General features: G+C 38.3%; 20 protein-coding genes, 1 other RNA gene and 1 other annotated feature. Of the genes, 2 read left to right on the forward strand and 19 right to left on the reverse strand.

Features of this window, described 5'->3' with window-relative positions; all coding sequences use genetic code 11:
- Positions 1 to 326 precede the first annotated feature (326 nt).
- The 9 genes from D3873_RS07295 to cymR all read right to left on the reverse strand — a co-directional run bounded on the left by D3873_RS07295 (position 327) and on the right by cymR (position 10,072).
- Entirely contained in the window at positions 327 to 620 is a 294-nt protein-coding gene (locus D3873_RS07295; protein WP_119883444.1) for a DUF1292 domain-containing protein, read from the reverse strand.
- A 6-nt stretch (positions 621 to 626) separates the two neighbouring features.
- Positions 627 to 1,052 carry a Holliday junction resolvase RuvX gene (gene ruvX / locus D3873_RS07300; protein ID WP_119883445.1) on the reverse strand — a complete coding sequence of 142 codons (426 nt, stop codon included), beginning with the start codon at positions 1,050 to 1,052 and terminating at the stop codon, positions 627 to 629.
- Positions 1,052 to 1,321 carry an IreB family regulatory phosphoprotein gene (locus D3873_RS07305; protein ID WP_119883446.1) on the reverse strand — a complete coding sequence of 90 codons (270 nt, stop codon included), beginning with the start codon at positions 1,319 to 1,321 and terminating at the stop codon, positions 1,052 to 1,054. Before D3873_RS07305 ends, ruvX begins: the two co-directional genes overlap by 1 nt.
- 82 nt (positions 1,322 to 1,403) lie before the next feature.
- On the reverse strand, positions 1,404 to 4,028 hold the full coding sequence (gene alaS / locus D3873_RS07310; protein WP_119883447.1) for an alanine--tRNA ligase: 2,625 nt from the start codon (positions 4,026 to 4,028) through the stop codon (positions 1,404 to 1,406).
- A gap of 296 nt (positions 4,029 to 4,324) precedes the next feature.
- Positions 4,325 to 6,676, reverse strand: coding sequence for an SF1B family DNA helicase RecD2 (gene recD2 / locus D3873_RS07315; protein WP_119883448.1), 2,352 nt, complete (start codon positions 6,674 to 6,676; stop codon positions 4,325 to 4,327).
- Positions 6,677 to 6,689: 13 nt separating this feature from the next.
- On the reverse strand, positions 6,690 to 7,346 hold the full coding sequence (locus tag D3873_RS07320) for a tetratricopeptide repeat protein (protein ID WP_119883449.1): 657 nt from the start codon (positions 7,344 to 7,346) through the stop codon (positions 6,690 to 6,692).
- A 13-nt stretch (positions 7,347 to 7,359) separates the two neighbouring features.
- Entirely contained in the window at positions 7,360 to 8,478 is a 1,119-nt protein-coding gene (mnmA, locus tag D3873_RS07325) for a tRNA 2-thiouridine(34) synthase MnmA (protein WP_119883450.1), read from the reverse strand.
- A gap of 21 nt (positions 8,479 to 8,499) precedes the next feature.
- Positions 8,500 to 9,639, reverse strand: coding sequence for a cysteine desulfurase family protein (locus tag D3873_RS07330; RefSeq protein WP_119883451.1), 1,140 nt, complete (start codon positions 9,637 to 9,639; stop codon positions 8,500 to 8,502).
- A gap of 13 nt (positions 9,640 to 9,652) precedes the next feature.
- Positions 9,653 to 10,072: a cysteine metabolism transcriptional regulator CymR gene (gene cymR / locus D3873_RS07335; RefSeq protein ID WP_119883452.1), complete on the reverse strand. Its 420-nt coding sequence runs from the start codon at positions 10,070 to 10,072 to the stop codon at positions 9,653 to 9,655.
- A 136-nt stretch (positions 10,073 to 10,208) separates the two neighbouring features.
- Here cymR and D3873_RS07340 point away from each other — a divergent pair, with 136 nt between their 5' ends.
- Positions 10,209 to 11,501 (forward strand): replication-associated recombination protein A, encoded by a 1,293-nt coding sequence (locus D3873_RS07340; protein ID WP_119883453.1) that lies wholly within the window; start codon positions 10,209 to 10,211, stop codon positions 11,499 to 11,501.
- Positions 11,502 to 11,538: 37 nt separating this feature from the next.
- On the opposite strand, the gene D3873_RS07345 is transcribed toward D3873_RS07340, so the two are convergent.
- The 4 genes from D3873_RS07345 to hisS all read right to left on the reverse strand — a co-directional run bounded on the left by D3873_RS07345 (position 11,539) and on the right by hisS (position 15,690).
- The gene (locus tag D3873_RS07345) at positions 11,539 to 12,294 is read right to left on the reverse strand and encodes a tRNA threonylcarbamoyladenosine dehydratase (RefSeq protein WP_119883454.1); all 756 of its coding nucleotides are present in this window, start codon (positions 12,292 to 12,294) and stop codon (positions 11,539 to 11,541) included.
- 92 nt (positions 12,295 to 12,386) lie between these two features.
- Positions 12,387 to 12,569: non-coding RNA, 6S RNA (gene ssrS / locus D3873_RS07350), on the reverse strand.
- A gap of 35 nt (positions 12,570 to 12,604) precedes the next feature.
- On the reverse strand, positions 12,605 to 14,401 hold the full coding sequence (gene aspS, locus D3873_RS07355) for an aspartate--tRNA ligase (protein ID WP_119883455.1): 1,797 nt from the start codon (positions 14,399 to 14,401) through the stop codon (positions 12,605 to 12,607).
- A 17-nt stretch (positions 14,402 to 14,418) separates the two neighbouring features.
- Positions 14,419 to 15,690, reverse strand: coding sequence for a histidine--tRNA ligase (gene hisS, locus D3873_RS07360; protein ID WP_119883456.1), 1,272 nt, complete (start codon positions 15,688 to 15,690; stop codon positions 14,419 to 14,421).
- An 80-nt stretch (positions 15,691 to 15,770) separates the two neighbouring features.
- Positions 15,771 to 16,012, reverse strand: a binding site (T-box leader).
- Between the two features lie 107 nt (positions 16,013 to 16,119).
- Here hisS and D3873_RS07365 point away from each other — a divergent pair.
- A complete protein-coding gene (locus D3873_RS07365) occupies positions 16,120 to 17,658 on the forward strand; it encodes an N-acetylmuramoyl-L-alanine amidase family protein (RefSeq protein ID WP_119883457.1) in 1,539 nt (512 codons plus the stop codon).
- A gap of 110 nt (positions 17,659 to 17,768) precedes the next feature.
- Here D3873_RS07365 and dtd read toward each other — a convergent pair whose 3' ends face one another.
- The 6 genes from dtd to secDF form a co-directional block, all read right to left on the reverse strand.
- A complete protein-coding gene (gene dtd, locus D3873_RS07370) occupies positions 17,769 to 18,209 on the reverse strand; it encodes a D-aminoacyl-tRNA deacylase (protein WP_119883458.1) in 441 nt (146 codons plus the stop codon).
- Between the two features lie 10 nt (positions 18,210 to 18,219).
- Entirely contained in the window at positions 18,220 to 20,415 is a 2,196-nt protein-coding gene (locus D3873_RS07375) for a RelA/SpoT family protein (protein WP_119883459.1), read from the reverse strand.
- A 249-nt stretch (positions 20,416 to 20,664) separates the two neighbouring features.
- Positions 20,665 to 21,177 (reverse strand): adenine phosphoribosyltransferase, encoded by a 513-nt coding sequence (locus D3873_RS07380; RefSeq protein ID WP_119883460.1) that lies wholly within the window; start codon positions 21,175 to 21,177, stop codon positions 20,665 to 20,667.
- A complete protein-coding gene (gene recJ / locus D3873_RS07385) occupies positions 21,168 to 23,537 on the reverse strand; it encodes a single-stranded-DNA-specific exonuclease RecJ (RefSeq protein WP_238473756.1) in 2,370 nt (789 codons plus the stop codon). The genes D3873_RS07380 and recJ overlap by 10 nt, the downstream gene beginning before the upstream one ends.
- 110 nt (positions 23,538 to 23,647) lie before the next feature.
- Entirely contained in the window at positions 23,648 to 23,992 is a 345-nt protein-coding gene (locus D3873_RS07390; protein WP_119883461.1) for a LapA family protein, read from the reverse strand.
- A 71-nt stretch (positions 23,993 to 24,063) separates the two neighbouring features.
- A complete protein-coding gene (gene secDF / locus D3873_RS07395; RefSeq protein ID WP_119883462.1) occupies positions 24,064 to 26,334 on the reverse strand; it encodes a protein translocase subunit SecDF in 2,271 nt (756 codons plus the stop codon).
- Between the last annotated feature and the right edge of the window lie 49 nt (positions 26,335 to 26,383).

Raw genomic sequence — 26,383 nt, forward strand, 5'->3', positions numbered from 1 at the left:
GAATACGAGGAAAAATGGATAAATGCGTCGTAAATGTACTTACTTTGAAATACTGTGTCATGAACTAGTAAATGATACGTAATTCAGACGTTCTTCTACCGAAAAAGTTTCGAGTCAAAGTTATATTGGAGCTAGCGGAAAATCAATCGTTTCATCTTGATGATCGATTCTACAAGGATAGCGTTTGATTCATTGTATAGACCGCTCTATTCCTGCGCATAATTTAAAAGTAGATTTCAAGTCTTTAGCTTTTTTCTATTATGGGAATTTGAAATGAAAAAACGACCAACAAGAATCGTTGGTCGTTTCGCTATGACAAGTATACCTTAGTTTTCTTCCTCTTCTTCTTCATCTAAGAACGTGTTTAACATTTCTTCAATCATTTCCCACTCTTCGTCTGTTTCAATTGGAAGAAGTTCTCCATCTGTTCCATCTTCGTTAGGCATGAACGCTGAAGCATGGATTTCAATTTCGCCATCTTCATCTTCATCTGCGCCTACCGGATAGTATAGTACGTAAGATTTTTCAAATTCTTCTGATTCAAATGTAAAAAGCACTTCACAAAGTTGTTCGTTTCCGTTTTCATCTACTACTGTAATATTTTCTTGTCCGTGTTCCATGTTTGCTCACCTCATATTAGATTTGCTATCTAAATAGCCTTGTAAAATCATCACTGCGGCCATCTTATCGATGACTTGTTTGCGTTTTTTTCGACTCACATCTGCACTAATTAGCATTTTTTCCGCTGCCGATGTTGTTAATCTCTCGTCCCAAAGTGTAACAGGGTGGTGAAAAGTCTCTTGTAAGAGCTCTGCATATCGTTCACTCGCTTCTGCTCTTGGTCCGATCGTGTTATTCATGTTCTTCGGATAACCGACGACAAATTCTGTTACTTGATGTTGGGAAACAAGTTCTTTTACTCGTTCCATTCCAAACTGACCGTTCGCTTCATCGATTTTAATCGTTTCGATTCCTTGAGCAGTCCACCCCAGGGCATCACTAATGGCGATTCCTACGGTTTTTGTTCCAACATCCATTCCCATTATTCTCATTACTTTTCCTCGTTATTCTTCTTAATATAAAATTTCACCAGTTCTTCTAAAATCTCATCTCGTTCTAACTTACGGATTAAGTTTCTAGCATCTTGATGACGAGGAATGTAAGCAGGGTCACCTGAAAGTAAATAACCAACAATTTGATTGATGGGATTGTACCCTTTTTCCTCAAGCGAAGTATGAACATGTAACATCACTTGTTTTACTTCCTGTTCCACCGATTCTTCAGGGAAATTGAACTTCATCGTTTGGTCAAATGAACTCATGATCAGCACCTCACTTTCCTAGCAGTCCTTGTAATACCCGAATTACTAGTACCATTTCAGTATACAGTATTGTTCTTACAAGTTAAATTGATTTGACATAATCATACACAGATTGAAGTGCCGCATCAAGTTTTGAAGGATCCTTTGCACCAGCCATCGCCATATCTGGTCGACCGCCACCTTTTCCGTCACATTGCATAGCGACGTGATTGACGAGTTTCCCTGCATGATAATTTGTTCCCTCTAAATCTTTTGTTACGCCGGAAATAAGCATTACTTTTCCTTCATTGACCGCTGCAAGCAAAAGAACTCCTTTAGATACTTTCGATTTCAAGTCATCCATCAGTTGACGTAATTGGTTGTTGTCTTTTGCCTCCACTTTTGCACTTAATACTTGAACTTCTCCAAAAGTTTGTATTTGATCGAGTAAATTGCCAGATTGGTTACTTGCTAATTTTGAAGAAAGTGATTCATTTTCTTTTTGTAGCTGCTTCATATCTACCAATAGAGCATTTACTTTTTGAATGACATCTTTTTTCGTCGATTTTACTAACGATGCAACTTCATCCAGTTGTGATTCTTGTTCTTTAAGGAATAAAAATGCAGATCTACCCGTTACTGCTTCAATTCGACGAGTACCTGCTCCAATTCCACTTTCAGATACCAGTTTAAATAAACCAATTTGAGAGGTACTTTGAACGTGACAACCACCACACAACTCAAGTGAGTAGTCTCCTACAGAAACCACACGAACAATATCTCCGTATTTTTCCCCGAAAAGAGCCATTGCACCCATTTCTTTTGCTTCGTTAATGCCATGATATCCAGTGACAACTTGTAGGTTTTGCCAAATTGCTTCATTTACTTTAGTTTCAATACGTTCTAATTCCTCTGGGCTCATTTGTCCAAAATGAGAAAAGTCAAAACGTAAGCGTTCAGGACCAACGTATGAACCTGCTTGGTTTACATGTGTACCTAAAACTTCTTTTAGTGCTTGGTGTAGTAAATGAGTTGCTGTGTGATTTTTGATGGTTTCATTTCGTAAATCCATATTTACAGTTGCTGTCACTTCATCTCCAATTGAAAGTTCCCCCGATGCAACGAAAGCAGTATGGAGATTTTGTCCATTTGGAGCTTTCTGAACATCTTTAATCTCAACAGTAGCCATATCACTTACTAGCTGTCCTTCGTCTGCAATTTGTCCGCCGCTTTCTGCATAAAATGGCGTTTCATTCAAAATAAGTTGTACGGTATCACCTTCCTGAACCGAATTAACGAGTTGTCCATCTTTTACAATGCGCACGACTTGAGAGGTAATTGTTGTCGTATCGTAACCGACAAATTTGCTTTCGTCTTTAAGGTTACCTAGAACTTCTGATTGAACTTGCATGGAGTCGACATCTTTTCGCGCAGCACGAGCTCTATCCCGTTGCGAATTCAGTGCTTGTTCAAAGCCAACCATGTCCACAGTCATACCTGATTCTTGCGCAAATTCTTCTGTTAACTCCACTGGGAATCCATACGTATCGTATAGCTTAAACGCATCTTCTCCTGGAATTTTAGTAGAATTTACCTTTTGTTGTTGTGCGATCACTGTTGTTAAAATATCTAGTCCGCCTTGCAACGTTTCGTGGAATCTTTCTTCTTCTGTTTTCATTACTTTCATAATGAAGTCCTTTTTCTCCAATACTTCTGGATAGAAGTCGACCATAATTTCCCCTACTACCGGTACGAGTGTATATAAAAACGGACGATCAATTCCCAATGTCTTTGCGTAACGCACTGCACGTCGTAGTAAACGACGTAACACGTATCCTCTTCCTTCATTGGACGGAAGTGCACCGTCTCCAATGGCAAACGCAACAGTTCGTACATGATCGGCGATCACTTTGTATGCAACCATGGAAGAATCATCGTGACCATAACTAACGGATGCTAATTTTTCGGTTTCACGAATAATTGGCATGAACAAATCAGTCTCAAAATTCGTTGGAACATCTTGAACAACACATGCCATACGTTCTAATCCCATACCTGTATCAATGTTTTGTTTTGGAAGTGGTGTGTACGTATGGTCTGGATTATGGTTAAATTCAGAGAATACAAGATTCCAGATTTCTAAGTAACGCTCATTTTCTCCCCCCGGGAACATCTCCTCTGCCGGGTCGTTTTGACCGTAACTTTCACCGCGATCATAAAATATTTCTGAGTTTGGCCCACTTGGACCTTCCCCGATATCCCAGAAGTTACCCTCTAAACGAATAATTCTGTCTTCTGGTATACCAATAAGATCTCTCCACATTGCATACGCTTCTTCGTCTTCTGGATGAACCGTAACGGACAATTTTTCTGGATCAAATCCCATCCATTTTTTATCAGTTAAAAATTCCCATGCCCACTCAATTGCTTCTTTTTTAAAATATTCTCCAATTGAAAAGTTGCCAAGCATTTCAAAAAAAGTATGATGTCGAGCGGTAATTCCCACGTTTTCGATATCATTTGTTCGAATCGATTTTTGAGCGTTTGTGATACGTGGATTCGATGGAACTACACGTCCATCAAAGTATTTCTTTAATGTTGCAACACCGCTATTAATCCAAAGTAGTGATGCATCATTAATAGGAACTAGTGGTGCACTTGGCTCAATTGCATGCTCCTTTTCTACGAAAAAATCTAAGTATTTTCTTCTAATTTCTGCTGCTTTCATGTTCATCTTCCTCCTTTTACATAATAAAAAGCCCTCATCCCTAAAAAGAAGGGACGAAGACTATACGTTTCGCGGTACCACCCTAGTTACAGTATACATACTGTCGCTCGAATTGCCTTAACGCGGCATACGGCAGGGATTAGCTGCACTCCGAAGTAGCGTGTATTAAACGATCTGGTGATGTTTCAGCACTTCCATCACTCTCTAAATCAGATTCCTTTATAATACGATCTCCATCAATGTTTTCATTTATGTTTGAATTATAGAAAAGTTCTTTGTTGATGTCAAATGGTTCTTTACATAAAATCGGTGGGAGAAATATTGTCCATACCAATCATCGGGTGAATAAGTAAATAATTCGTTTGTTGTAATCCCTCAATCTCTACCACTGGTTCTTCTGACTTATTCGCTGAAGTCATTCCTTCACCGGATAATCTTTCCTTTAAGGAAGTAAGTCTTTCTAAATCCGATGTTCGACTCACACCCATGCGGAACACAGATTCTTCACCGCATAGGATTAAGAAATCCTTTGCTCGTGTAATAGCTGTATAAAGCAAATTTTTTCGCAGCATTTTGTGATAGGACCTGACAACAGGCATTATCACAATTGGAAATTCCGAGCCTTGCGATTTATGAATCGAACAACAATAAGCTAATGTAAGTTGATTTAAATCGCTGCGAGTATATGTTACTTCATTCCCGTCAAAATCAACGACGATTAATTCTTGTTTTTCTATGGTTTCATTCGCTCGGAAAATACTAATAACTTCTCCCATATCTCCATTAAAGACATTACTTTCCGGTTGATTCACGAGCTGCAATACTTTGTCTCCGATCCGATAAATCGTATCTCCAAATTGTACTTCTTTTCTACCAGTTGTATTAGGATTCACCATTTCTTGAATCATTTTGTTTAATGCATCTATCCCTGCCGGACCTCTGTACATTGGTGCAAGCACTTGAATATCTTTCATCGTATGCCCTTTTGATAACGCACTCTTCACAACTTGTTCTACTACTTGTGGAATTTGCTCAGTGGAAGCTGGTAAAAAAGAGCGGTCAGAAGTTTTCTCCACAAGAGAGGGAGGTAATTCATTTCGTTTCATCTGATGGGCAAGCTCTATAATAGATGAGCCTGAACTTTGACGGTAAATATCCGTTAATTCCACGGTTTCAATTTTATTCGAAGCTAATAAGTCCTTTAACACTTGTCCTGGTCCAACTGGTGGTAATTGATCTTGATCTCCTACAAAAACTAGTTGTGCAGATTCAGGAATAGATTTTAATAACTGATGTGCTAGCCAAGTATCTACCATCGACATTTCATCTATTATGATGAGCTTTGCTTCCAATAATTTTTCAGTTTCTTCTTCTTTTTCTTGACCTGTAAAACCTAATAAACGATGAATGGTGCTGGCAGGTAACCCGGTGGACTCTTGCAGTCGTTTCGCAGCTCGCCCTGTCGGAGCTGCTAAAACGATTGGAAACGGAAGATCTTTTTTACGATACTCTGTCGGATCAAGCGTTTCACCATGTAAATTGGCGAAAACCTCCACTAGTCCTCTGACAACTGTCGTTTTCCCTGTGCCAGGGCCGCCTGTTAATAATAAAACAGAAGAATTCATCGCTTTTTCAATCGCGTCTACTTGTGTATTGGCATATTGAACGCCTAAATTTTCTTCTACTTTACCAAGTGATTTTCGAATATCAGCTACTGGAAATTTGTCGCGATCACTATTCGTCGCGATCAACGCTTCCATTTTGGACACAATTCCTACTTCTGAAAAATAGAGAGAAGGTAAATAAAAGTTGGTTGACTCGCCGCAGAGTTTACTTTCCTCTACAAGTTCTAGTGCAGCAGACGTAATCGATTCGATCGTCACATCATTCGAATGACTGGAATGCAGCAATTCTTGAACTTGTGGCAAAAGATTTTCTGCTGGGACATACACATGTCCTTCCTGTAAAGAAGCAGTATTAATCGTATGTAAAATCGCTGCTTTTATTCGAGAAGGATGGTCTCCAGAAATACCTAATTTATAGGCTAATTCATCTGCTCGATGAAACCCGACGCCTTCTACATCCTCAATCAATCGATATGGGTTTTCTGTTAAAGCGGATACTGTTTCTTCTCTATAGGTTTGGTATATTTTCATCCCTAACTGAGCACCAAAACCCCATTCGTTCAATTGTATGAGAACTTTTTCTAAACCGAGATTTTGTTCAATTAGGTGTTTCACTGATTCCTTTTTTTCTTTTTTGATCTTCACGCGATTTAACGCTTCCGGGTCATCCATTATTAGTCGTAAAGCATTCGGACCTAATGTCTTAACGATTTGCTCCGCCGTCTTTTTCCCGATACCAGGAAATAAATCACTGGATAAATAAGTTACAATTCCTTGCTCCGTTTCTGGAACTTCTTTCGAAAACTGTGTGACTTGGAATTGCATGCCATATTTCGGATGATTTTTTATTTCCCCGTTAAATCGGTAAAGTTCGTCTTGCATGAGGGATGGGAAATAACCCGTAACAATCAGTTCCTTCTCGTTGTAGTCCAAATCAGTGTCTTGGACTTTCAATTTTATAATCGAATACAGGTTATTCGCATTATGAAATATGGTGACGACTGGTTTGCCAACTACAAACAAAGATCTTCCCTCCCTACTGTTTCATCGATAACATATCGTACACATAACGTGCTTGGTCAAAGTTCGGTTGTAATGTGACTGCTTGGTGTAAATGATGTTTTGCCGATTCGATATCTTCAGTCGAAACTGCGTACAATACACCAAGATTATAATGGGCATCTGCATTGTTTTCATCAAGCGCAAGTACGACGAAGAATTGTTCTTTCGCTTCTTCAAACATTTCAAGTGTCGCTAAACAAATTCCAAAGCTCAGCTGAATTTGAATATCTTTTTTTTCCAGTTCCGCCGCTCGTTGATAATATGGTAAAGCAAGCTTTGTAGAACCCAAATTATCTAAGGATCTTGCTAACATATAATAGGCGTCTGCACTCTTCAACTCATAACGAATGGCTTTTTCATAGAGCTTTGCCGCTTCTTCTAAACGTTCACTTTCAAAATATAAATTAGCCAATCCGTAATAAGCAGTAGCTGCTGATTCATCTAATGTGATGGCTTTTTGAAAAAATCGCTCAGCACGTTCTATCTCATTCATCCGAGCTAGTAAATTACCAAAATTGATATATCCAATAGGATCGTTCGGAGCATCCTCAATCGCTTGATTAAAATGAATCGCCGCTTTTTCATAATCTTTCTCTTGCACAGCTTGAATTCCTAATTCCATTTCCGTCATATGAACCTCCAGCTTAGCCGACATACTCTAATTTTTTCCCATGTTTAAATACTTGATCAATCGTTCCTCCACCTAAACATTCATTTCCGTTATAAAAAACGACCGCTTGGCCAGGGGTGATTGCTCTCACCGGTTGATGAAAGGTGACAGTAGCTTGATCATTTCCCACTAATTCGACTGTCACATTTATATCCTCTTGTCTATATCGGAATTTTGCCGTGCAATCAAACACTTTTTCAGATGGAATGGATGTTGTGAAACTAATGTCTGTTGCTGTTAATGCTTCAGAATAAAGTGCTTCATTGTCAATATGCTGACCGACAAGAAGCGTATTCGTATCAAGTTCTTTCCCTAGAACAAACCATGGATCCCCTGCTCCACCAATTCCTAGTCCGTGACGTTGACCGATTGTGTAATACATAAGTCCGTCATGCTGTCCCATCACTTCACCTTCCATCGTTTTCATTTCCCCTTTTTGGGCAGGCAAATAATTCGATAGAAATTCTTTGAAGTTACGCTCACCGATAAAACAAATACCCGTAGAGTCTTTTTTTGTCGCGGTAGAAAGATCTGCTTCTTTCGCAATTTCACGTACTTGTTTTTTCTCTAAATGACCAATTGGGAACATTACTTTCGATAATTGTTCTTGGTTTAATTGATTTAAAAAATACGTTTGATCTTTGTTATGATCTGCACCACGTAACATTTTCGTTACGCCGTTTTCTCGGACAACTTGCGCGTAATGACCAGTTGCCAAATAATCAGCACCAAGTTTTAATGCATGCTCTAAAAAAGCCTTAAACTTAATTTCTTTGTTGCACATAACATCGGGATTTGGTGTTCTTCCAGCCTTATACTCTTCTAAGAAATACGTAAAAACTTTGTCCCAATATTGTTTTTCGAAGTTAACGGCATAATACGGAATACCAATTTGATTGCAGACTCGGATAACGTCTTCATAATCTTCCGTAGCTGTACATACGCCATTTTCGTCTGTGTCATCCCAATTCTTCATGAAAATGCCTATCACATCGTAGCCTTCTTTTTTTAATAAGTATGCAGCTACGGATGAGTCGACACCTCCAGACATACCTACTACTACTCTGGTTTGTGATTTATCTTTTTCTTGCATGGTACTTCACCTTTTTCTCATTTATTTCACAAGTCTATGGATTATCTGTGATGTCATTTTTGCAACATCTACTATATCTTCTTCCGTCAAATTCTCACCAAAACTAAAGCGAATAGAGTTTTGCAATTTCGGGGAATTCTCCGAGTGCATGGCAACTAGTACGTGTGATGGCTCCACCGCCCCAGCAGTACATGCCGACCCACTTGAAACAGCGATTCCTTCCATATCAAAATTGATTAGAAGAGTTTCTACGTCTGTTCCATCAAAGCTTACATTTAAAATATGTGGAAGACAAAACTCCTTCGAACCATTTACGGAAAATCGTACGTTTTCCTTTCTCCAAGTGGAAAGTAACAATTCCTTAAAATGAAGAAAACGTTTTGTTTTTATCTCACGTTCTTTTTCCAAGATTTTTACTGCTTCTGCAAAACCTATAATTGCCTGCACATTTTCTGTACCTGCACGGCGCTTTCGTTCTTGACTGCCACCATATGTTAATGATTGTAAAGGTGAATTTTTTTTCGCATAAAGCGCACCAATTCCTTTAGGACCATTAATTTTGTGGGAAGAAATGGAAAGTAAATCGACGCCTAAATCGCGGACGTCCATGTCTATCATTCCATATGCTTGAACTGCATCCGTATGAAAATATAAAGGAAGATCTTTTACTAATGATCCAATTTCTTTAATTGGCTGTATCGTTCCTACCTCATTGTTTCCGTACATAATGGAAAGAAGAATGGTATCTTCTCTTAGAGCATGTTTCACATCATTTAATGAAATTAACCCTTCAGAAGTTACAGGTAAATAAGTAACCTCAAAACCCTCTTTTTCCAGTTGATGAAAGGCATGCAATACAGCATGGTGTTCTATTTCTGACGTAATGACATGTTTGCCTTGATCTTTCATTGCTCTTGCAATCCCCAGAATGGCGAAATTATCAGCTTCCGTTCCACCAGAAGTAAAGATGATTTCGTTTAAATCTGCTTGAATACTTTTAGCGATCGTTGACCTTGCATCGTCTATATGTTTTCTAGCTTCTCGTCCAAAAGAATGAATACTAGACGGGTTCCCAACAATGTGTGTACTGTTGCTCATCACTTCTAAAACAGAAGGATGCAGAGGAGTTGTTGCTGCATGGTCTAAATAATAAGTTTTCACTTGTTTCTCCTCCTTAAATGTAGTACATATACCCATCATCTAAATCCGTGTCTGTATAATTTGCTAAGTCTTCTATTGTTGTTGTATCTAATACGTTTTTAACAGCATCTCTTATTTGAATCCATAAATGTTTCTGTGCAGCAGCTTCCTCTTCAATTCCTTCGACGGGTTGAATAGGACCTTCTAAAACACGAATTACATCACCAGCTGAAATAGCACTTGGTTCATTTCCAAGCATATATCCGCCATATGCACCTCGTACACTTTTCACTAAACCATGATTACGAAGCGGCGATACTAATTGTTCTAAATAGGCTTCCGACAAATCGTTCTCGGATGCGATCTGTCTAAGTGGCACTGGCCCTTGTCCATACGTTTTGGCAAGCGCAATCATGATGGTCAAACCGTATCTACCTTTTGTTGAAATTTTCATCTATTTTTCACTCCTGAATACGACAAAATAACTTTCCATAGTATATCATAATTCAAGCATATTCCCTGTGAAATGACTTTTCGCAAGTTACCTTCTATAATTAATAGAACAGATGTACGGATTGGAGTTGTCTTATATGCACCAAGAACCCTTAGCGTATCGAATGAGACCAACAGCACTTGATGAAGTAGTCGGACAAGATGCAATTATTGGACCATCGACTGCACTTTACAAAATGATACAACATGGACATGTGCCATCTATGCTTCTATATGGTCCTCCGGGAACAGGAAAAACGTCACTCGCATACGCCATTGCTGGTTCCAGTAATCTACCTTTCTATGCCTTAAATGCCACAAGAGCTGGAAAAAAAGATGTAGAAACAATTGTCGATGAAGCACGTTTACAAGGAAAAGTCATCCTGTTTTTAGACGAAATTCATCGCTTCAATAAACTTCAACAAGATACTTTGCTTCCACATGTTGAAAACGGTTCAATCATTTTAATTGGAGCAACAACAGAGAATCCATTTCACGATGTTAACCCAGCTATACGATCTCGTTGTGGTGAAATTAAGCAATTAAGTCGTTTGGAAACAAAAGATACTGTTACATTGTTAAAAAGAGCACTAACAGATAAGTCGAAAGGGTTAGGGAAACAGGAGATACAAATTACAGAAGAACAAATCGAATCTATCGCAATAGCGGCTTCTGGTGATGCGAGAAAAGCACTAACTTTGTTGGAATCCGTTGTAAGTGCAAGTGATGAAGAAAATGGCGTTTTACTTATTGAAGATTCTCTTTTGACACAATTAATGAAACGTATAGGAGTTTTTGGAGATAAAAATGGATCCCATTTTTACAACCTATTATCTGCACTTCAAAAATCTGTACGCGGAAGTGATGTAAATGCAGCTATGTTCTATTTAGCACACCTACTGGAATCAGGTGATTTAATAGCTGTGAATAGGAGACTTTTGGTGATGGCGTACGAAGATATAGGCATGGCAAATCCAGATGTTGGTCAACGAGTACTAGCAGCAGTTCAATCAGCAGAAAGGCTCGGAATGCCAGAAGCAAGAATTCCATTGGCCAATGCAGTTGTCGAAATGGCATTATCTGAGAAATCGAATTCTGCCTATAAAGCCATTGATCAGGCAATGCGCTCTATTGAAGAAGGATCGATTGCAGACATTCCGAATCATTTAAAAGATACCCATTATGCTGGTGCAGCTGCACTTGGTCACGGAGGTTACCAGTATCCGCATGATACCCCTATCGGAACATTTGGTGGCTGGAATGCTCAGTCGTACTTACCCGACAAATTAGTAAAATCAACTTTCTACACGCCAGTCTTAGCTGGCGAAGAAGTGAAAAAAGCAAAGATTTATGAAAAACTTCAAACATTTCGAAAGCAAGCTGAAAAGTGAAAAATCGACCACTCCTTTGAAGGCAGTGGTCGATTTTTTATACTCGTTTTAAAGGGATATCTTTATTGATGTCATTTACAACCCAAGAAGCAGCGATTAAACCGGCTACAGAAGGAACAAAAGCGTTCGAAGAAGGTGGCATTTTTGCTTTCCGAATTTCCGCTTCTGGTTTTCCGACAGTTTGAACGACATCTTCTCGTACAATAATAGGACTTTCATCGGAAAAAATAACAGGAATCCCTTTGTGGATGCGGTCTTTACGTAGTTTCGTTCGTATCACTTTCGCAATAGGATCTGTATGGGTCTTGCTAATATCTGCGATTTTAAAACGTGTTGGATCAGTTTTGTTCGCAGCTCCCATACTCGAAATAATCTTGACATTCCGTTTTAAACACTCTTTCATTAAGTGTATTTTAAACATAATTGTATCGGAAGCATCGATTACGTAATCAGGTTTCATGTCAAAAAATTTTTCATATGTTTCCTCTGTGTAAAACATATGTAAATCATGTACCTCACACTCTGGATTAATATCTGCAATTCGCTCTTTCATCACTTCAGATTTCGAGCGACCGATAGTCGACATGTATGCTACTAACTGACGGTTTATATTCGTTATGTCTACGTCATCTTTATCAACTAATATAATTCTCCCGATACCACTTCTTGCACATGCCTCAGCAGCAAAGGATCCAACGCCGCCGATTCCAAGTATAGCAACTGTAGTATTTTTTAAATTTTCTAATCCTTCTTTACCAACTGCTAATTCGTTCCTTGAAAATTGATTTAACACCTTTTTACCCTCACAATCTCTATCTGAATACTCGTCTTTAAGTCGAAAAAAATCCTCTAGCATAGTGCTAGAGGGTTAATTGGTTAAGTAAGACGAATCCCAATCGTGCCGTCATTGAAAGCATATCGTTTTGAACCCGCACTCAGCAGGTGGGTACCCTCTTTATGACTTAAAGCGTCCCCTGGGGGCGTGCTCGCTACCATAAAAGAAAAGTTCCCGACGATAGTATTGTTCGGTCAAAATCGATTGAAATAAAACGAACACATCAGGATTCGTGTTACAAGTATCGTATCATCATTTACTGCTTTTTTCAAGCATTATCGCCGTCTGTTTTCTGATCATTCTGAATTTGAACCGAAAGACTCAATTCCTTTAACTGAGCATCGGAAACAGCACTTGGAGCTGCTGTTAAGATATCACTTGCACTAGCCGTCTTCGGAAATGCGATTGTATCGCGTAAGTTAGTTCTTCCTGCGAGTAACATGACCATACGGTCTAGTCCAAATGCCACACCACCATGAGGAGGTGTTCCATATTCAAAAGCTTCTAATAAGAAACCAAATTGTTCTTTCGCTTCTTCTGTTGAAAACCCTAAAATAGAGAACATTTTTTCTTGTACTTCACGGGAATAAATACGCAGAGAACCGCCGCCTAATTCATAGCCATTTAATACTAAGTCATAAGCTTGAGCTCGAACTTTTTCAGGAGCCGAATCCATTAATGCCAAATCTTCTTCAAAAGGCATAGTAAAAGGATGATGTGCTGCATAGTAACGTCCTTCTTGGTCATCATACTCAAAAAGTGGCCAATCGATGATCCACAAAAACGTAAAAGTTGATTCATCAATTAATTGAAGATCACGACCTAATTTTGAGCGTAGAGCTCCAAGTGCATCCGCAACAATAGATGGCTTATCTGCGACAAATATTAGTAAATCTCCGCTTTCTCCATCTACGCTTTCTAGCAAGGAAGTAGCTTTTTCGCCTTCAAAGAATTTAGCAATAGGGCCATTTAGACCTTCTTCCGTCACTTTCATCCATGCTAAACCTTTCGCACCATATCTACTTGCAAATTCACCTAATGAGTCGATATCTTTTCGAGAATAGTTTTCTGATGCACCTTTTACATTAATCGCTTTTACTTGTCCACCGTTCTCAATTGCTGAAGTAAATACTTTAAAAGAGGAATCTTTCATAGCGTCCGACAAATCAATTAATTCTAAACCAAAACGCACATCAGGTTTATCCGATCCAAAACGATTCATCGCTTCTTGGTATGTCATGCGAGCGAATGGAATCGTAATATCGATGCCTTTTACCTCTTTCATCACTCGTTGCATCATTCGTTCATTTAATTCCAAGATTTCGTCCATCGACATAAAACTCATTTCCATATCGATTTGTGTAAATTCTGGTTGGCGATCTGCACGCAAATCCTCATCTCTAAAGCAACGTGCAATTTGGTAATATTTTTCAAAGCCAGAAACCATCAGCATTTGCTTAAATAACTGAGGCGATTGAGGCAAGGCATAAAATTCACCTTCATGAACTCGACTTGGAACTAAATAATCACGAGCACCTTCTGGTGTGGACTTCGTTAAAATTGGTGTTTCTACTTCTAAAAACTGTTCGTCTGTCAAAAAATTTCGGATCGTTCTTGAAATGTCTGAACGCATTTTAAACGTTTCATACATCGCTGGACGGCGAAGATCTAAGTAACGATACTTTAAACGAAGGTCTTCGCTCACATCTGTCTTATTTTCAATGGCAAAAGGAGGATTTTTTGCTTCATTGATAATCGCTGCTTTTGTTGCAATCACTTCTACTTTTCCTGTTTTCATGTTTGGGTTTACTTGGCCATCCTGTCTAGCTACAACTTCCCCTTGAATCTCAACAACAAACTCATTCCGTAGTTTGTCCCCAACAACCATTAGTTCATCCGACTGATCAGGATTAAACACAATTTGTACAATTCCATTTCTGTCTCTTAAGTCGACAAATATTAATCCACCTAAGTCCCGGCGTTTTTGTACCCATCCTTTTAATGTTACACTTTGTCCAATTTGGTCTTCTGAAACTTCTCCACAACTATGTGTACGTTTACTCATGTTCATTCCTCCTGAATTTATGACACCAATTTTTTTAGCTCATTTAACCCATCTGCTAGTGAAAATTCTACTGACTCACCAGTTTGTAAATTTTTCGCCTTTGCAATTCCGGTCTCCATTTCTGTTTCGCCTATTATAATTGCGTATGTTGCTTCCAGACGATCCGCAGATTTCATTTGAGCTTTCACTTTTCGATTTAAGTAATCTGTTTCGGCAGATATTCCGTTTACACGCAAATTATGAGTAAGCTTAACCGCCGCGACTTTCGACTCTTCATCCATCGCCGCGATATAAAATGATACGTTTTCTATAGTTTGTACAGCTTTTCCTTCTGCTTCAAGCGCTAACAATAGTCGCTCAACACTCATCGCAAAACCAATTCCTGGTGTGTCATCAGGACCACCCAATTCACTAACTAAGCCATTATAACGGCCACCACCAGCGAGTGTAGTAATAGACCCGAATCCTTCTCCCTCACTCATAATTTCAAAGGCAGTGTGGTTATAATAATCTAATCCTCGAACTAAGTTAGGATCTAATTCAAATGGAATATCCAATTCGTTTAAATAAGCTTGAACTTTTTCAAAATAGTTTTTCGAATCTTCATTTAAGTAGTCCGGTAATTTTGGTGCAGTGGCCATTAATTCATGGTCTCGATCTTTTTTACAATCTAAAATTCGTAGAGGATTCTTGGTTAAACGACTTTGACAATCGGAACAAAATTCCCCAATTCTTCCTTCAAAGTGTTGAATAAGTGCCTCTTTGTGCGCGTTTCGACTTTCGGCATCCCCTAATGAATTCAAAACTAACTTCACTTTTTCAAGTCCCATTTTTTTATAAACGGACATTGCCAATGCCATAACTTCCGCATCAATTGCAGGATCATTGCTTCCAATCGCTTCAATGCCAAATTGAACGAACTGGCGATAGCGACCTGCTTGTTGTCTTTCATATCGAAACATTGGTCCTAAATAATACAGTTTAACTGGTTGATTCACCCAACCGAACATTTTATTTTCCACATACGAACGAACAACCGATGCAGTACCTTCCGGGCGAAGTGTTAAGGAGCGATCTCCACGATCGGTAAAGGTGTACATCTCTTTTTGCACGATATCCGTTGTGTCACCTACGCTGCGCGTAAACAAATCTGTGTGCTCGAAAATCGGGGTACGGATTTCTTTGTATTGAAACACATCACAAGTATCACGAATTACTTTTTCAATAACTTGCCATTTGGCAGTTTCCTCTGGTAGTAAATCTTTCGTTCCTCTAGGAATTTGTATCATTGTATTTTCTCCTCCTTACAAGCTTCAAACGATTATCCATTTAGGTAAATAAAAAAACTCCCGCCACTTGCACAAACTGTGCAAGGGACGAGAGTTATGATTAACTTCCGCGGTTCCACCCTAATTGATATGCAGTTGCATATCCTCTTCATTCCGGATAACGGTCGGTTCCGTTTTTGCCTAGTAAATAGCAGAACTATTTTTCGACAAAAATCCTATCAGGTGTTGTTCGTTGATGGGCACCAATAGGAAAGATTTCAGCCTAGTCTTTCCCTCTCTTGAGAGTGATTCCAAAAACTACTTTTCTGGTCATCGGCATTGTGTTATATCTAGATTATACCTTATCATAAAGAGACACGTTAGACATGTCAATGTTTTTTGCATTGATTTATAAAATTATTCGAAATGAGATGAAAAGGAGGAACTGATTTGATCTGTTGGAAAAAATTGCGATTGTTTTTATGTATCTTATTCTTACTTTTTTCGACAACCATACCTACCATTAGTTATGCACAAGATCCTGAAATAGAAATTAATGTTCCCACTTTAAAGGTTCGAAATGGTCCTGGTTTAGCCTACGCGATTGTTGATCAAGTGAAAAAAGGCGATACGTATCGCGTTTTAGATAAGCAAAATGACTGGTACCAAATTGAAACAGCTACCACAAAAGGATGGGTTGCTTCTTGGTATACAACTAGCAAAAAATCGTCTACACAAGAAAAAGTATATACCGTTATTTCTCAGGTAAATAAATTAAATGTCCGCTCCCAAGCTTCCTTAAACGCTGCAGTATTAACGCAAATGAATGCGGGAAATGAGGCATCCTTTGTTCAAACAAACGGGGATTGGACAGAAGTAGTTTTTCAGGGACAACAAGGATTTGTTGCTTCCAAATACATAACAAAAGAAACACAAAACAACAATAAACCAACACCTGAAAAAGTAGACAATCCCTCTTTTGAAGTAAAGGTTTCCGCATTAAACGTACGTTCGAAAGCGGATCTATCTGCAAAAAAAGTTGGCACGGTAATAAAAGGTGATCGATTTACCATTTTAGATCGTAAAACGAATTGGGTGAAAATCCAACTCAATAGTAAAAACACGGGATGGGTGTTTAGTTTTTATGGAACAGAAAGCGAACTCCCCCCTACCTCTTCGACAAAAACCAAAATAGAATCTAAGACAGTAACCGTGGTTTATAACGGCACAAATGTACGTAAAGAACCCTCTACTAATAGTGAAGTTGTTTATAGAGCTAGTGCTGGAGAAACGTTTACTGTTAGTGGAAATGAAGGAGGTTGGTATAAAATAGACGACTCTTCATTCGGTACTGCGTACTTGGCGAATTGGGTCGTCTCGAGTGAGGAAAAAAGTGTCTCGGAAAAGCCTGTTGAAAAGCGAAAAAAAGGGACACTTAATGGAGTAACAATTGTCATTGATCCCGGTCACGGAGGCAATGATCATGGAACGACAGGTGCAAGAGGTACAGAGGAAAAAGGTATTACCTTACAAACTGCAGAACTATTATATTCGAAGTTATCACAAGCGGGTGCTAATGTCGTATTAACTCGTGAATCAGATACTTATGTAGGCTTACGTAAGCGTGTATCCATTGGACATCAGCAATCAGCGGATGCATTTATTTCTCTTCATTATGATGCGACCGATAGTAGTTCCATCAATGGTTTCACCACGTACTATTTAAATTCCTACCAGAAAGAATTAGCGCAAGCCGTTCATGAGCAATTGAAAACAAAAATTTCCTTGCGAGACCGTGGTGTGCAACGGGGAAATTATTTAGTGCTTCGTGAGAATAAACAAAAAGCAATCTTAATTGAACTTGGATTCTTAAGTAACCCTTCCGAAGAGCGAACTCTTGTCACGGAGCAATTTCGTGAACAAGCAACAATTGGCATTTATGATGGTATCATTGCATTTTTTGACCAGCAATTAGCGACAGAAAATTAGATAAACAAAAGAAAATGTGAATATGCAAAAAAATCCAATCAATCTCGATATTCTTGTCAGAATATCGAATAATTGATCGGATTTTTTTGTTACATATTATTTTAGTACGTTTATTTCGATTCTACAATGACGGTTACTGGTCCATCATTTATTAAAGAGACATTCATCATTTCTCCGAAAATTCCGGTCTCTACGTTTAACCCTTTATTTCGCAAAAGCTCATTAAATGAATTCCATAAAGGCTCCGCATGATCCCCTGGCGAAGCTTTCGCAAAACTAGGACGTCTGCCTTTCGTCGTATCCGCGTATAACGTAAACTGCGAAACAGATAAGACCTCTCCACCAACATCAAGTAAAGAATGATTCATTTTACCTTCTTCATCTTCAAAAAGACGTAAATGAGCTATTTTCTCTGCTACATATTCAAGTTCTTTCAACGTATCTGTGTGAGTGATTCCTACGAGCAACATGTAACCCGACGCGATCTCACCTGTTATTTTCCCTTTAACTGTTACCGATGCTTCTTTTACTTTTTGAATTATTACACGCAAGACATGTCCCTCAATTCGTTATTCGCTGTACGGAATAAATATCTGGAATCGATTTTATTTTTTCAACAATTCTGTGTAGATGAGCTATATTCGTAATCATAATCGTCATATGAATGGTCGCAATTTTGTCTCGATCTGCTTTCCCACTCACAGCAGAGATATTCGTCTTCGATTCATTTACTACTTGCATCACTTCGTTTAACAAACCAGCACGATCAAATGCGGAGATCTCAATATCCACTTGGTATTCTTTTCGCGTAGGTGTATTCGTATGTTCCCATTCGACGTCAATCAAACGCTCGTTTGTATTGGACTCTTGTACGTTTGGACAATCTGCTCGATGAACAGATACACCTCGACCTTTCGTGATGAACCCGACAATTTCATCTCCTGGGACAGGACTACAGCATCTAGAAAGTCGAATCAACAAATTATCGATTCCTTTCACTACCACTCCTGATTCCGTCGACTTTTTAATCGTCGGCGATTTCATCTCTTGCGTGATTTTTTCAAGCGCTTCTTCTTGGTCACGTTGCTTCCGCATTTTATCGGCTAGACGATTGACAACTTGCTGTGCAGTTATACCGTTAAATCCAACTGCAGCATACATATCATCTTCGCCTGCGAAATTAAATTTTTCACAAACACGTTTAATATTTTCATTCGATAATACTTCTTTTACTTCAAAATCTTGTGCTTTAATCTCTTTTTCAATCATTTCGCGACCTTTATGCACATTATCGTCCCGTAATTGTTTTTTGAAAAATTGTTTAATCTTATGTTTTGCTTGAGAAGACTTAGCAATTTTTAACCAATCTCGTGAAGGGCCAAATGACTGTTTTGATGTAAGGATTTCAATAATATCGCCTGTATTTAATTTCGTATCTAACGGCACCATCTTGCCATTTACTTTAGCACCAATGGTTTTATTGCCAATTTCAGAGTGAACTCGATACGCAAAATCAATGGGTACAGACCCAGCAGGTAATTCCATTACATCCCCTTTCGGAGAGAAAACATAAACCATGTCGGAAAATAAATCGAATTTTAACGATTCCATAAACTCTTCTGCATTCGAAGACTCGTTTTGAAACTCTAAGATTTCACGGAACCAAGTCAACTTCGAGTCAACGGAGTTTGAATTTGTATCAACATTCTTGCCTTCTTTGTACGCCCAATGCGCTGCTACCCCGTATTCAGCAATGCGATGCATTTCTTCCGTACGTATTTGAACTTCCAACGGATCCCCTAGTGGACCAATAACTGTCGTATGAAGCGACTGGTACAAGTTTTGCTTAGGCATAGCAATGTAATCCTTGAAACGGCCAGGCATAGGCTTCCAAAGCGTGTGAATAATCCCTAGAACTGCATAACAATCTTTAATACTTTTCACCGTAATACGAACAGCAATAAGATCATAAATCTCATTAAATTGCTTATTTTGTAATACCATTTTTTTATAAATACTATAAATATGTTTCGGACGACCATACAAGTCTGCATCAATTTCAACATCTTTTAATTGATGATCGATTTCATCCATGACTTCCGTTAAGTAATCTTCTCGTTCATTACGCTTCCGCTTCATCAAGTTAACAATCCGATAGTATTGTTGAGGATTTAAATAACGGAGCGATATATCTTCAAGTTCCCACTTAATCGTTGAAATTCCCAATCGATGTGCAAGTGGAGCAAAAATTTCTAGTGTTTCAGCTGCTTTTAGACGTTGTTTTTCTAGCGGTTGAAATTTCAACGTACGCATATTATGTAGTCTATCCGCTAGTTTAATTAAGATTACTCGTATATCTTGCGCCATCGCTACAAACATTTTTCGGTGATTTTCTGCTTGCTGCTCTTCTTTCGACATATACTTAATCTTGCTTAATTTCGTAACACCTTCTACAAGCATGGCAACTTCTTCGTTAAATTCTTCAACTAATTTTTCACGAGTAACCTCTGTATCTTCTACGACATCATGTAAAAAACCTGCAGCGACTGTTGCAGGGTCCATTTGAAGCTCCGCTAATATACCTGCTACTTGAACAGGATGAATAATATATGGCTCACCAGATTTTCTAAACTGTTCTCTATGGGCAAACTCCGCCATTTCATATGCTTTCTTAATGACTTCAACATTTTCCTCATTCATATAGGTCGAGACAAGCGCGAACACATCTTCTGCTGTCATAATTTGATCCTTCGCCATTTCTGTACCCGACTCCATTCCGATTTCAACTAGTATAAAGACTATTTTATTAGAAAAACACAACGAGCACAAGGATTGGGCGAGGAGATGTTTTTCTTATACTGATTTCCTCCATGCTTTTCGAATCTAAATCAGTGCTAGAAAAACACAACGAGCACAAGGATTGGGCGATTTGCATATCAAAAAAACCATGAACACTGTTCATGGTTTCACTGAAATTTACACTGCTTTATCTAATAAATCGAGTTATTAATATTCGATTAACGTACGAATGTCATACCCTTTTAGCTTGTCTCTTCCGTGTAAGTATGAAAGCTCTATCAAGAATGCACATCCAGCGACAATTCCGCCCATTTCTTCAATCATTTTAATAGTGGCTTCCACTGTCCCGCCTGTTGCAAGCAAATCATCAACAATTAACACGCGTTGTCCAGGCTTGATGGAATCTCTATGCATTGTTAATACGTTTGTACCGTATTCTAAATCATATTCAGCACGAATTACTTCGCGAGGTAATTTTCCTTCTTTACGAACTGGTGCGAAACCAATACCCATTGCGTAAGCAACAGGACAACCAATGATAAATCCACGAGCCTCAGGACCAGCAATCATGTCAATATCCATCGTTTTTGCATATTCTACGATTTGGTCTGTTGCATATTTATATGCTTCCCCATTGTCCATGATAGTGGAAATGTCTTTGAAGCGAATTCCTGGTTTTGGCCAATCTTCCACAATTGTTACATATTGTTTTAAATCCATCTTTCTTGTTCCTCCTCGGAAACGGTTCGCACCCAATTATTTTGCTCGAACCATTCTTTCAATTCCTTTTTCGGTGCATATAATAGTCTTCGTGCTAAATCGGACTTCATCATGTGTTCTTGATAAACAAGTGATTCACTTAAGTCTCGTTTCGGTGCATTTGAGACAGTTTCAACAAGTCCATTGTTTATTTTAACAAAACCAAGGTCAAAAAACACCTTTGTCATGAAATTCAATTTACTTTTACTCCAACCCTTATGTTTTGCGAGTTCATCAATATGTTTTTCCAAATAAAAAGAGTCGCGTTTTAATAAAAATCCATAGTACCACTTAAATTGATCGCGGGTAGGAATACTTTCTAAATAAACATCATCCGACACATAAAAATGTGTGTAGACTTTGGTTGTTGGAATAGCAGTAAATACTGCTTCTAATTGTTTTTCCGATTCTGGCATATCTAGAAAGACGACATTTTTTTCATCAAGACTTTCTTCAAGAGATTCAATATGATGTAAAGGCAAGCTAAGTACACTTTCAAATTGTTGTACGGATGCTCGATTAAAATAAACAACGATCGAGTTTTCTTTAGGAATTAAATGTTCCCATCGATTCACTTGTCGGACCCCACGAATATCATGAAGTTGCCATTCTAGCGCTTTCACATCTTTTACTAAAAGTTGGGCATTTTTCTTCCCATTCCACTCATTAATTTGTAAATCCCCTATTAATGATATCTTTGTTTCAGGATATAATTCGTCTGCTAAGTAACTCTTAAAGAACGCAATACAATCTAATGTTGCACCATTCGATTCAACGACCATTTTTACATGCTGTGATGTGGAACCAATTTTACGAATAGAAGCAACTTCGGATTCTTGTATGTGAAAAATTGGTTTCGGAAAGTCCATTCCAAATGGTTTCAGTTGTTGAAATGACTCTATTTCTTTCACGGAGATTTCCGGTAATGTGAGTGTGATGTCTATTTTTTCAATTGGAATCAAATCTGTATCTGATAAAACATGTTGGGCTTGGTCATTTAAACGTGTTCGAAGTTCGTCAACGTCTTCTTTTTGGAGAGTCATTCCCGCAGCCATCGGGTGACCTCCAAAATGAGGCAAGATATCCCCATTTTTGGATAATTCGTTGAATAAATGAAATCCTTCTATACTTCTTGCGGAGCCTTTCGCTATCCCTTTTTCATCATCTATTCCTAAAATTACGGTTGGCAAATAATATTTGTCGACTAATTTAGAAGCGACAATTCCGACTACTCCTGGGTTCCATCCACTCTTGGCAATGACTAACACTTTAGTCGATTCAGTCATAACTTGTTCGGCTAGCTCTGTCGCTTCTTCTGTCATTTTCGCAACAATAGCTTGTCTTGCTTTGTTTGCTTTATCTATTTCTTTAGCTAAAAATGTTGCATCATCCATCGAAGTAGAGAGTATAAATTCAACGCCAGGTTTTGCATCACCAAGTCTTCCTATTGCATTAAGTCGTGGACCAATGGCGAAACCAATTGTTTCTTCGTCCGCCTTAAGTAAGTCGAATCCCGCAATATTTGCTAATGCTTGTAACGCGAAACGCTTAGAGCGTTGAAGTATTGCAATACCTTTTTTAACTAAATATCGATTTTCACCTTTTAATGAAACCAAATCAGCAATAGTACCGATTGCAACTAAATCGAGCAATTCTTCTGGAACCCGGTTTAAAAGAGCACAGGCAAACTTAAACGCTACTCCAACTCCTGCTAATTCAGTAAATGGGTAAACTCCTTCCGGATGCCGAGGGTGAATAATAAAATTGGCATTTGGCAAAGTCTCACCTATTTCATGATGGTCTGTAACAATCACATCTACCCCTTGCAGTCTGGCAAACTCAATTGCCTCATGACCTGAAACACCGTTATCCACCGTGATAATAAGAGTAACATTATCTTTAATCGCTTGTTTAAACAAATTTAGGGATGGACCGTAACCATGGTCAAATCGGTTCGGTATCTCATAAGTAGCATTTGCCCCTAATTCATGTAAAGCACTTAGCATGACAGAAGTACTCGTAATGCCATCTGCATCATAGTCTCCGTAAACAAGTATTTTTTCTTCAAGTTGTATTGCTTGTTGAACTCTTTCGACTGCTTCTTTCATTTGGAATAAAAGAAGCGGATCGTGAAGAGATTGTTCGTCCATTTCCAAGTATTCTTTCATTACCACACTATTTGTTATTCCTTGTGAAACAAAATATTTTACTACAACAGGAGAGAGATTGCTCTCCTTTTGCAATTGTTCGACAAGTTGTTCGTTAATCTCTGGAGTTATCCATCTTTTTTTTGATTTAAGCAATGCAATTTCACTTCCCATAAAAAACACTTTCTTTGTACAAAGAAAGTGTTTTTTGAATTCATCCGTGACATTTTTTCCTTTACCAAGTATAGCATCATCTAAGTAGTGGAAAAAGTATCTCGATGGTATTAAATTGTTGTATTTTCATCTGTTAAGATGGCATCTTCTTGAATAGAAGAACTTTTTTCATACGCTGCAATCTCGTTTTGTTTCGTTGCAAGTAATCCTTCTTTTTCAGCTAACTCTTTCTCTAACTGGTTTACTTTACGCTGTAAAACAAATGACCGAAAGATTGCAACGGAACCACTGATCAATGCACCGAGTAATGCTGATCCTAAAATGACCAAAATAAGTGGCCATTCAGCAGTTCCAAACGCATAGTTTACAGGAACTGTATCAACATTCATCACTGCAAAAATTGCCACAATAACCGCGAAAAGCAATGCCATTAGTAAAGACCATTGAAATTTCATGTCTCTATCCCCTTTTTGAACTTCCTATACCTCTCATACCCATCAGTTATTGGATCGTAAACTATTAGATATTAAACGACTGGTTCATCTGAACCCCATCTTTTCTCTTGCGCTTCAACATCAATTGGTCCTTTTGATCGTAATTCACGACGTTTAAGAACAAACCAAAGCTGAGCTGCAATGAAAATGGAAGAATACGTTCCAGCGATTAATCCTATCAATAAGGCGATAGAGAACGGCCGGATTGCTTCTGCACCGAATAAGATAAGCGCTACAACTACTAAGACGACTGTTAAAACGGTATTCACTGAACGTCCCAACGTTTGTCTTAACGATTTATTCACAATAGAAGCAAGTTCTTCTTCTGTCGTAATCTTTTTCGATCGATTCATGTTTTCACGTATTCGGTCAAAGGTAACAATTGTGTCATTAATTGAATAACCGACTATGGTTAATACTGCAGCAATGAATGTAATATCTACTTCTAAACGGATAATGCTAAATACAGCAATCATAAAGAATACATCATGTAGTAAGGATACGATAGCCGCTACACCCATTCTCCATTCGAAACGAAGAGCGGTGTAAATTATGATTCCGATTGCAGCTATTGCTAGCGCTTTAATCGCATTTTTCACTAGCTCTTTTCCAATTGTAGGAGAAACTGTGCTCACATTAGAATCTCCTCCGTATTCTTTCGATAAATCGGTTTTGATTTTATTAACTTCCTCTTGATTAAAGTTTTCTTTATAGCGAATAACTCCAATGTTGTTATTGTCGCCGGATATGACGATATCGTCAGAAGGTTGTTTAATTTCTTCTAAGAAAGAACTTAATTCATTTTTAGAAATAGATTGCTCAGCCATGATATCCACGCGAGTACCACTAGAGAAGTCAATTCCTAAGTTCAGTTTAAAAATACTTAGTAGAACAGCTCCGATGATTATTAATAAAATGGAAGCAGTAAAGAATTTATTTCTCGATTTAACAAAATCAAATCGGTCAAACTTTGTTGGTAAATCAAGCGTATCAAATTGTTCTTCTGCAGGATGAATCGCGTTCTTCTTTACTCCGAATAACCAAGGTTTTCCTTCAAAGAATCCACTTTGAACAAGTAAACCAAGTAATAGACGTGATCCCCATACAGCAGTGATAAAGCTTGCTAATATACTGATGATTAACATCAACGCGAAACCTTTAACAGAACTTGTACCAAAATAAAAAAGTACTGCTGCCGCTATGAGAGATGTTATATTCGCGTCTAAAATAGCAGAGAACGATGATTTGGCCCCTGTTTGGAACGCAGATTTAATCGATTTTCCGACTTTTAACTCTTCTTTAATCCGCTCATATGTGATGATATTCGCATCTACTGCCATACCAACACCAAGTACAATTGCTGCAATACCAGGAAGTGTAAGTACCCCATTAATTGCTTGGAATACAAGTAAAATTAAATAGACATATACACTTAATGTAATCATTGCTACAAATCCAGGTAGACGGTAATAGAACAGCATGAATAAGAATACTAATGCTATACCGATGATACTTGCAAATATTGTTTTATCAAGTGCTGTGGCACCAAACTGCGCACCAACAGATGTTGAATAGATTTCATCAAGTTTTACAGGAAGTGCACCAGCATTTAAAATACCAGCTAGATTTTTTGTTTCTTCTGGTGTAAACGCGCCTTCAATGATGACATCTGAAGAACTTATACGTTGTTTTACAGTAGGATTGGAGATGAATTTCGGATCTTCCGCTGTCAATTCTTTTGCATAGGAATCGACGCCTTCCTCAAAATCTAACCAAATAACTAGCACGTTATTCGGTGCTGGAATGGAACTAATTTGTTCTGTTACTTGCGCAAATTTAGATGGATCTTTTAATTTTAATGAAACAATTGGTCGTCCATTATTATCAAACGTCCCTTGTGCTCCACCTTGTTTTAAATCATTTCCATCTAACATTAAATTATCTTCATAATCTCGGAAAGACAGATTTGCCTGAGTAGAAAGCAATTCCCTTGCTGCTGCTTGGTCTTTCACCCCAGCTAATTGAACACGAATTCGATTTCCGCTTTCAATCTGGATATTTGGTTCACTGACACCTAGCACGTTAATACGACTTAGCAATGCTTTTGCCGTATCATTTACCATATCCTCGGTAACTTTCTCTCCATCTTTTAATGGCTCTACTTGATACAAGACTTCGAAACCGCCTTGCAAATCTAGTCCAAGCTTAATATTGTTTAGTACACCTTGAGCGGTTGTACTGATCGAAGCCGCAAATACTACGATGAGCAGTAAAAATGCGATTATTCGGCCTCTTGATTTCATATGTAATATTCCTCCTCATTTCGTGGCACCTACGTGCCTCAACGAAAAA

Origin of the sequence: Paenisporosarcina cavernae (assembly GCF_003595195.1) — a bacterium.
Lineage (GTDB): Bacteria > Bacillota > Bacilli > Bacillales_A > Planococcaceae > Paenisporosarcina > Paenisporosarcina cavernae.